The organism is Mesorhizobium sp. M1A.F.Ca.IN.020.03.2.1 (assembly GCF_004023205.1).
Classification (GTDB): Bacteria; Pseudomonadota; Alphaproteobacteria; order Rhizobiales; family Rhizobiaceae; genus Mesorhizobium.
On sequence record NZ_RZSV01000243.1, the window covers coordinates 1 to 7,641 of the forward strand.

Here is a 7,641-nt window from a genome sequence, read left to right on the forward strand (position 1 = left end):
CCATCACCGCGCGGTCGTCGACCAGCGTGCCGTCGATGAGGTTCATCGGCGGCGAGCCGACGAAGCTTGCGACATAGGTATCGCGGGGATTGTTGTAGATCTCCTGCGGCGTGCCGGTCTGCACGATGCGGCCATGGTTCAGCACGCCGACCTTGTCGCCCATCGACATCGCTTCGATCTGGTCGTGGGTGACGAACAGGAAGGTGGCACCGAGCTGCATCTGCAGGTTCTTCAACTCCGTGCGCAGCGCCTCGCGTAGCTTGGCGTCGAGCGCCGACAGCGGCTCGTCCATCAGGAACACGCGTGGTTTGCGCACGATCGCGCGGCCGATCGAGACGCGCTGCATCTCGCCACCGGAGAGCCGGTCGGTCTTGCGGTCGAGCAGATGCTCGATGCGCAGCGTGCGGGCGGCGCGCGCGACGCGGTCCTTGATCTCGGCATCCGGCAGCCGGCGAATCTTTGGCCTCAGCGGAAACTCGAGATTCTGCCGCACCGTGTAGCGCGGATAGAGCGAATATTGCTGCAGCACCAAGGCCACGTCGCGCTCGGCCGCGCTCCAGCCGGCGACGTCGACGCCGTCGATGAAGACCTGGCCCTCGGTCGGTTTCTCGAGGCCGGCGATCATCCGGAGCGTCGTCGTCTTGCCGGCGCCGGTTTCGCCCAAAAGCACGAAGAACTCGCCATCGGCGATATTGAGGTTGAGACCCGTCAGCGCGGTATGGCCGCCGAACTTCTTGGTGATGTTCTTCAGTTCGATATGGGCCATTACAGCCTTACTCCCAGCGACTTGCCGCTTGCCGTGTCGAAGAAATGCGCCTGTTCCGGGTCGATGCGGGCATGAACCTTCTCGGCCGGACCCGACACGTAGCCTGCCTTGGTGCGGGCGCGCAGCATCTTGGAGCCGACCTTGAGGTCGACAATGTCGAAGGAGCCGAGCGGCTCGATGATCTGCGCTTCGACCGGCACGTAGCCGGGAGCGGCATCATGCCGGACGAGCACGCCTTCCGGACGGATGCCGAGCGTCAAGCCACCATTGGAATGCCCGTTCAGCCTGGAGAGGAGCTCGCGCGGGAACTCGAAACCTGCCGGCGCACCACCGACGGTGACGGAGGCGGCGCCGGCCTGATCGGCGACGCTCGCCTCGGCGATGTTCATCACCGGGCTGCCGACGAATTGCGCCACGAACAGGTTTGCCGGGTGCGAGTAGACCTCGTCCGGCGTGCCGACCTGCTGGATGAAGCCCTCATGCATGATGACGATGCGGTCGGCCAGACTCATCGCCTCGATCTGATCATGGGTGACATAGATCGTGGTCGATCCCTGCTTGATGTGCAGCCGCTTGATCTCGGCCCGCATTTCCTCGCGCAGCTTGGCGTCCAGGGCGCCGATCGGCTCATCCATCAGCATCGCCTTCGGCCGCCGCACCAGCGCGCGGCCTATCGCCACGCGTTGCATGTCGCCGCCCGAAAGCGCAGACGGTCGCTTGTCCAGCAGGTCGGTGATCCGCAACACCCTTGCGATCTCGCGCACCGAGGTGTCGACTTCACTGCTGCTCATCCGCGTGGCCCGCAACGGAAAGGCGATGTTCTCGAACACCGTCATATGCGGATAGAGCGAAAAGGACTGGAACACCATGGCGATGTCCCGGTCTGCAGCTTTCAGATGCTGCACCGCCTTGCCGTCGATCAGGATGTCGCCCTGATCGATCGTCTCGAGCCCGGCAATCGCGCGCAGCGTCGTCGTCTTGCCGCAGCCCGACTGTCCAAGCAGCACGATGAACTCGTTGTCGGCGATGGCGAGGTTCAGATTATGGATGACCTGGACCGCACCGAAGAATTTCTCGATGCCGCGAAGTTCGATCTGCGTCACTGCCCGGCCCCCTCATGCGTCACGGCGCCGGTTTCCTCTCTCTGCTCCGGTGCGATTTTCGACGTGATGTTGAAGCCGATCAACCCGATCAGGATGATCGTCACCCCATAGGAATGCAGGCTGAGGCTCCATGGCTGGCAGAGTGCGACGATGCCGAGCACCATGAGGATCTGCGATGCCGGCAAAAGGTACTTCTCGTTGACGGCGCGAAAACTCATTTGCGGATCGCTCCGAAAGTCACGCCGCGAAGCAGGTGGTTGCGCAGCAGGAAGGTGAAGATCGCAACCGGCAGCAGGAACAAGAACGTGCCCGCCGCGATCGTGGTCCAGTCCGGCAGGCCGGAGCCGATCTGCGACGGGATGAAGGGCGGCGCCGTCTGGGCGCGCCGGTTGGTCATGATCAGCGCGAAAGCGTACTCGTTCCAGGCGGTGATGAAGCAGAACACGGCGGTGGCGGCGATGCCGGTTGCGGCCTCGGGCAGCACGATCTTGAAGAAGGCCTGCATGCGCGTATAGCCGTCGACAAGTGCTGCCTCCTCATACTCTTTCGGGATCTCATCCATGAAGCCCTTCATCAGCCAGACCGAGAAGGACAGGTTGAAGGCGACGTAGAGGATGATCAGGCCGATATGGGAGTCGTTGAGGCCAACTGCCCGATACATCAGGAACATCGGGATGGCGACGACCACCGGCGGCAGCATGCGCGTCGAGAGGATGAAGAACAGAAGGTCCGCCTCGCCGGCGATCTTGAAGCGCGAGAAGCCGTAGGCGGTGAAGGTTCCCATGCCGACGGCGAGAACGGTGCTGACCACCGCCACGATCAGGCTGTTCATGAACCGGTCGGGATATTGCGAAAGCTGCACGTCCTTGCCGACCTTCAGTACCCGCTCGCCGCCGTCGTAGATGCGCTTTTCCCACCAGGGCGCGGCTTCGTAGACTTGCGGGTCGACGGTCTTCTGCATCTGCACGCGCTTGGTGAAGAGCCGCACGAACGGCGTCACCTCGGGCTCGAACAGCACGGTTGGCGGCACGCTGACGGCAAGTTCCTTCGGCTTGAACGCCGTCGAGGCGATCCAATAGATCGGTGCGAGGAAGACCAGCGTGGCGATCAGCACCGCGGCGATGGCGACACGGTTGAGCGCGACCTCGGAAGAAGTGCGGACGGCGGCCATCTCAGCGCTCCTTCACCTTGTTCAGATACTTCACGTAGAGGTTGGTGATGGCCAGCACCATGATCAGCACGATGTAGGCGAGCGCGCAGGATTTGCCGGTGTCCCACTGCTGGAAGGCCTGCTTGTAGAGCCGGATCGCGATCAGCTCGGCGGTCGGCTGAGTCGTCATCGTGTAGGCGATGTCGAAGGTCTTGAAGGCTTCCATGGTGCGGAAGATCAGCGCGATCAAAAGGATCGGCGAGACCAGCGGCAACGTGATGCGGGTGAAGGTGTACCACCAGCTGGCGCGGTCGATCGCGGCGGCTTCGTAGAGGTGCTGCGGCACCGCCGACAGGCCGGCGAGCGACAGCAGCATGACGAAGGGCGACCACATCCAGATGTCGGTGATCGCGACGGCGTAGAGCGCGCTGTCGGGATTGGAGAGCCAGGCGAAGTCGCCGAGGCCGAAGACGTAGTTGATCGGTCCCCAGGACGGGCTGTAGAGCAGCTGCCAGAACAGGCCGACGACCGCCGCCGACATCATCATCGGCAGCAACAGCAAGGTCGTGATCAGGCCCTTCATCGGAAAGCTGCGGTTGAGCAGAAGCGCGAGGCCGAAGCCTACGATCATCTGCCCGGCCACCGACACGATCACATATTTCGCGGTGATGACGAAGTTCGACCAGATGTGATCGTCGCTGAGCAGCTCGCGGTAATTCTGCAGGCCCACGAACTGCCAGGGCTCGCTGCGGTTCGCGGCGAAGTTGGTGAAGGAATAGCCGAGCGAATAGATCAGCGGAAAAATGTTGAAGACGATCAGGAAAACCAGCGTCGGGATGATGAACATGTTGCGGATGGTCAGATCCGACCAGCCTCGCGCGGCGGCCCTGGATGCTGGATCAAGATTGGTAAGGGCTACCGAAGCCAACGGTCGTTCTCCCTGAAAACAGGAATGCCGGAGGGGAAACCCTCCTCCGGCATTCTGACTGTGACGCCTACTTGTAGCGGTTGTATTTGGTGAACGTCGCCTTCCAGTCGGCGGCGGTCTTGTCGAGCGCTTCCTGGGCGGTGCCCTTGCCGCCGACCACGAACGGATAGATATTCTGGTTCAGCTGATCGAGCACTTCGGCATATTCAGGCGTTGCCCAGAAGTCCTTGACCATGAACATCGTGTCGTAGAAGGCCTTGTTATACGGCGTAGCGTTCTGGAAGGCCTCCGACTTCAGCACGGCCTGGCTGCAGGTATAGCCGCCGAGCTCGGCCCACTTCTTCTGGGTCTCGTCCTTGATGAACCACTCAAGGAATTTCATCGCCTCGTCCTTGTTCTTCGAGTACGAGACGACGGAGATGCCCTGGCCGCCGAGAGCGGCGAAGCGCTTGCCGTCCGGACCGGCCGGGTTGGCGAAGAAGCCGGTCACGTCGGCATAGGGGTTGGTGGCTTTGTTCACCAGCGGCGGGAAGAAGGCGAAGAAGTTCATGCTCATCGCGGCGAGCCCGCCAGTGATGGCTTGGTTGTCTTCCACGAAGAACGTCTTGCCCCAGCCGGGAGGCGTGAACTTGTAGAGTTCCTTGTACATTTCGAGGCCGGCGACGGCCTCCTTGGAATTGGTGATGCCGTCGACCTTGTAGGTCGCGTAGTCGCCGAGATCGCCGCCATAGCTGAAGATCGCGCTTTCGACGCCCATCGCCATCGCGTCGTACGAGTTGTCGGTGTAGATCGCGACGCCGTAGCGCTTCTGGTCCGGACGATGGAAGAACTCGGCGATGTCGCGCAGCTGCGCATAGGTCTTCGGAACATCGAGGTCGTAGCCGTACTTCGCCTTGAAGGCTTCCTTCTCCTTCGGGTCCTCGAACCAGTCCTTGCGGTAAGACCAGCCGATCGCATCGCCTTCCAGCGGGATCGCCCAGTACTTGCCGGAACCGCCCGGGTACTCGGCATAATATTTGATGGTCGCGGGCGCCATCACATCGCCAAGCTTATGCTTGTTGAAGAAGTCGGTCAGATCCACATAGTGGCCCTGCGTCGAGCCGGCGCCCAGCCATTGCGAGTCGCCGACCACCATGTCGTAGGCGTCGCCATGCGCGTTGAACTCGGTGAAGGCCTTGGTCTGGAAATCAGGCCACGGCGTGGTCTGCACCGTGACTTTCACGCCCGTCTCGGCCGTGTAGTCGTTGACGAGTTCCTGCAGATAGTTCGCCGGATCCCATTCCGCCCAAAAGATGGTGAGTTCCTTGTCTTGCGCGCGGACGGATGTCCCGCAGGCAAGCGCCAGCCCGATACCAGCGATCACGCTGGTCACTATCTTGCGCATAGTTTTCCTCCCTTGTGCGCCTTCTACCTTGTCATGCGGGCCGGCATTGCGGTCGGCCCTGGCAGTTCCTCCCGTGACGGCATTTCCGGTTTCGGGCCTCCTCGCCCGACCAGAAAAATCGATCGCAACCTCAACCTTCGCTCCGCTTTACGCGTCCTGATCTGGTATTACCAATTCAAGAGGGACGTCAAGTTCTTTCTTGTGCAGTCCAAAACGGTTCCACAAGCCGCTCAAAGCGATATCCCTCTGTTTTCTATAATTTTTCGTACTCCTTGATATGCGGAGACCTTGTCTCCAGCGATGTATTGCAGTCATTGTTGTTGGTATCCTCTCCAATCTGGTCGAACCAGATTCAGGACATGTCTATTTCAGCTGGTGCCGAACCACCAGTCGCCTTCGCTCCTGATTCCGCTACCGCCGCGCGCACGAGCGCGCCCGCCGTCCACTCGGCGACCGCCATCATGTCACGGCTGTCCAGCCCCCACATATCCTTCAGCACGATCAGCACCTCGACACCGAACATCATCGACAGCGCCTGGGCAAGACGCCTGAACTGGCGCGGCTTGAGCTGACCCTTGAGCGGAGCGATCGCGTCCTTCAGGAGGTCGATCCGATGGCCGCGCTTGAAAGCCGGTTCGGCGCCTAGCGTGCCAGCCTGCCGTCTCGCCCACTGGTCGAGCGAAAGCTTGAGCGCCGCCTTGAACGTCGCCTCGAAAGCCTCGATGCGCGGCATGGCGGAGGCGAAGAGTTCGGCAACCCGCTGTTCCGGATCTTTCGAATTCGATTTCCAGGTCAGGATCGGTCCGAGCCCCTCGTCGACGACCGCCTGCACCAGCGCGGCCTGGCTCGGAAAGTAGCGATAGGCGGTCGCGCGCGACACTTCCGCAGCCTCTGCAACCTCGCTGACCGAAGGCGTCACGCCGGACTGCATCAGCCGCGTCGCCGTTTCCAGAATCAGCCGCCTGGTACGGGCGCGGGCCCCCTTCCCGGCTCTCAGCTGCTCGGCGTCATCGGAAGCGGCTTGTTGACGTGAGACATCCATATCAATACGATACGCGCGTCTCAAAAAATTGCAATGGCCGGACCGAGCGCCAGGCCCGAAGCGGCAGGCCGCACCGCCGAGCAGGCCGGCTAACCGAGGAGACGACGGGGAAAGGCGAATGAAGCGTATCTATGTGGTCGGCACCGCCGACACCAAGGGTGAGGAGCTTGCCTTCCTGGCCGACGCCGTCGCCGTCGGCGGCGGCTCGGTCGTCCGCGTCGATATCGGCACACGCGGCGCGACCGTCCCGGTGGATGTCGCGGCAAGCGAGGTCGCCGCGCATCATCCCGATGGAGCCGGCGCCGTGCTCGGCACTGACGACCGCGGACTCGCCGTTGCCGGCATGGGTGTCGCCTTTATCCGCTTCATCCAATCGCGCGACGACGTCGCCGGCGTGATCGGCATTGGCGGCGGCGGCGGCACATCGATTGTCACCGCCGGCATGCGCGCCCTACCGCTCGGCCTACCGAAGATCATGGTCTCGACGCTGGCCTCCGGCGATACCGCGCCTTACGTCGATGTCTCCGACATCGTCATGATGCCGTCGGTAACCGACATGGCCGGCCTCAATCGTCTGTCGCGCGTCGTTCTGCACAACGCCGCCCAGGCGATCGCCGGCATGGCGGCGAGGCCGGCCCCGTCAACTGCCGGCAAGCCGGCGCTCGGCTTGACCATGTTTGGCGTCACCACGCCCTGTGTCACGGCAATCGTCGAGAGCTTGCGCGCCGACTATGACTGCATGGTCTTCCATGCGACCGGCACAGGTGGCCGCTCGATGGAGAAGCTTGCCGATAGCGGCCTGCTCGCCGGCGTCCTTGATATCACCACAACCGAGGTCTGCGATTTGCTGTTCGACGGCGTGCTGCCGGCGACGGAGGATCGCTTCGGCGCCATTGCTCGCACGAAACTGCCCTATGTCGGCTCGGTCGGCGCGCTCGACATGGTGAACTTCTGGGCGCCGCCGACTATCCCCGACAAATATCGCGGGCGGCTGTTCTATGAGCATAATCCGAATGTCACGCTGATGCGCACTACCGCCGAGGAGAGCCGCCGGATCGGCGAATGGATCGGCAGCCGCCTCGCCCGTTGCGACGGCCCGGTGCGCTTCCTGATCCCGGAAAAAGGCGTGTCGGCGCTCGATGTCGAAGGCGGCGCCTTCTTCGATCCGCAAGCCGATGCGGCGCTGTTCGAGGCCATCGAGCACACCATCAAGCCGACCGCGAACCGTATCGTGACGCGCCTGCCGCTGCACATCAACGATCCTGCAT

At 62.5% G+C, this 7,641-nt stretch carries 8 protein-coding genes; 1 reads left to right on the forward strand and 7 read right to left on the reverse strand.

The features are described 5' to 3' along the window. The 7 genes from EOA79_RS26790 to EOA79_RS26820 form a co-directional block, all read right to left on the reverse strand. Positions 1-766: ABC transporter ATP-binding protein (locus EOA79_RS26790; RefSeq protein WP_164893959.1), on the reverse strand; the 766-nt coding region annotated here is incomplete at its 3' end. After that, a complete protein-coding gene (locus EOA79_RS26795) occupies positions 766-1,869 on the reverse strand; it encodes an ABC transporter ATP-binding protein (RefSeq protein WP_095823535.1) in 1,104 nt (367 codons plus the stop codon). The genes EOA79_RS26795 and EOA79_RS26790, both read right to left, overlap by 1 nt. Continuing rightward, positions 1,866-2,087, reverse strand: a complete 222-nt coding sequence (locus EOA79_RS26800) for a hypothetical protein (protein WP_066989971.1) — start codon at positions 2,085-2,087, stop codon at positions 1,866-1,868. Before EOA79_RS26800 ends, EOA79_RS26795 begins: the two co-directional genes overlap by 4 nt. Further along, a complete protein-coding gene (locus EOA79_RS26805) occupies positions 2,084-3,040 on the reverse strand; it encodes a carbohydrate ABC transporter permease (protein WP_066989974.1) in 957 nt (318 codons plus the stop codon). Before EOA79_RS26805 ends, EOA79_RS26800 begins: the two co-directional genes overlap by 4 nt. Before the next feature lies 1 nt (position 3,041). Beyond that, positions 3,042-3,947 carry a sugar ABC transporter permease gene (locus tag EOA79_RS26810; protein ID WP_095780122.1) on the reverse strand — a complete coding sequence of 302 codons (906 nt, stop codon included), beginning with the start codon at positions 3,945-3,947 and terminating at the stop codon, positions 3,042-3,044. Between the two features lie 67 nt (positions 3,948-4,014). Then, on the reverse strand, positions 4,015-5,331 hold the full coding sequence (locus EOA79_RS26815; RefSeq protein WP_066989980.1) for an extracellular solute-binding protein: 1,317 nt from the start codon (positions 5,329-5,331) through the stop codon (positions 4,015-4,017). 352 nt (positions 5,332-5,683) lie between these two features. Beyond that, positions 5,684-6,373: a TetR/AcrR family transcriptional regulator gene (locus tag EOA79_RS26820; RefSeq protein WP_127335368.1), complete on the reverse strand. Its 690-nt coding sequence runs from the start codon at positions 6,371-6,373 to the stop codon at positions 5,684-5,686. A gap of 118 nt (positions 6,374-6,491) precedes the next feature. Between EOA79_RS26820 and EOA79_RS26825 the strand changes: the two genes are divergently transcribed. Then, the coding region (locus EOA79_RS26825) for a Tm-1-like ATP-binding domain-containing protein (RefSeq protein WP_128293452.1) at positions 6,492-7,641 on the forward strand (1,150 nt) is incomplete at its 3' end.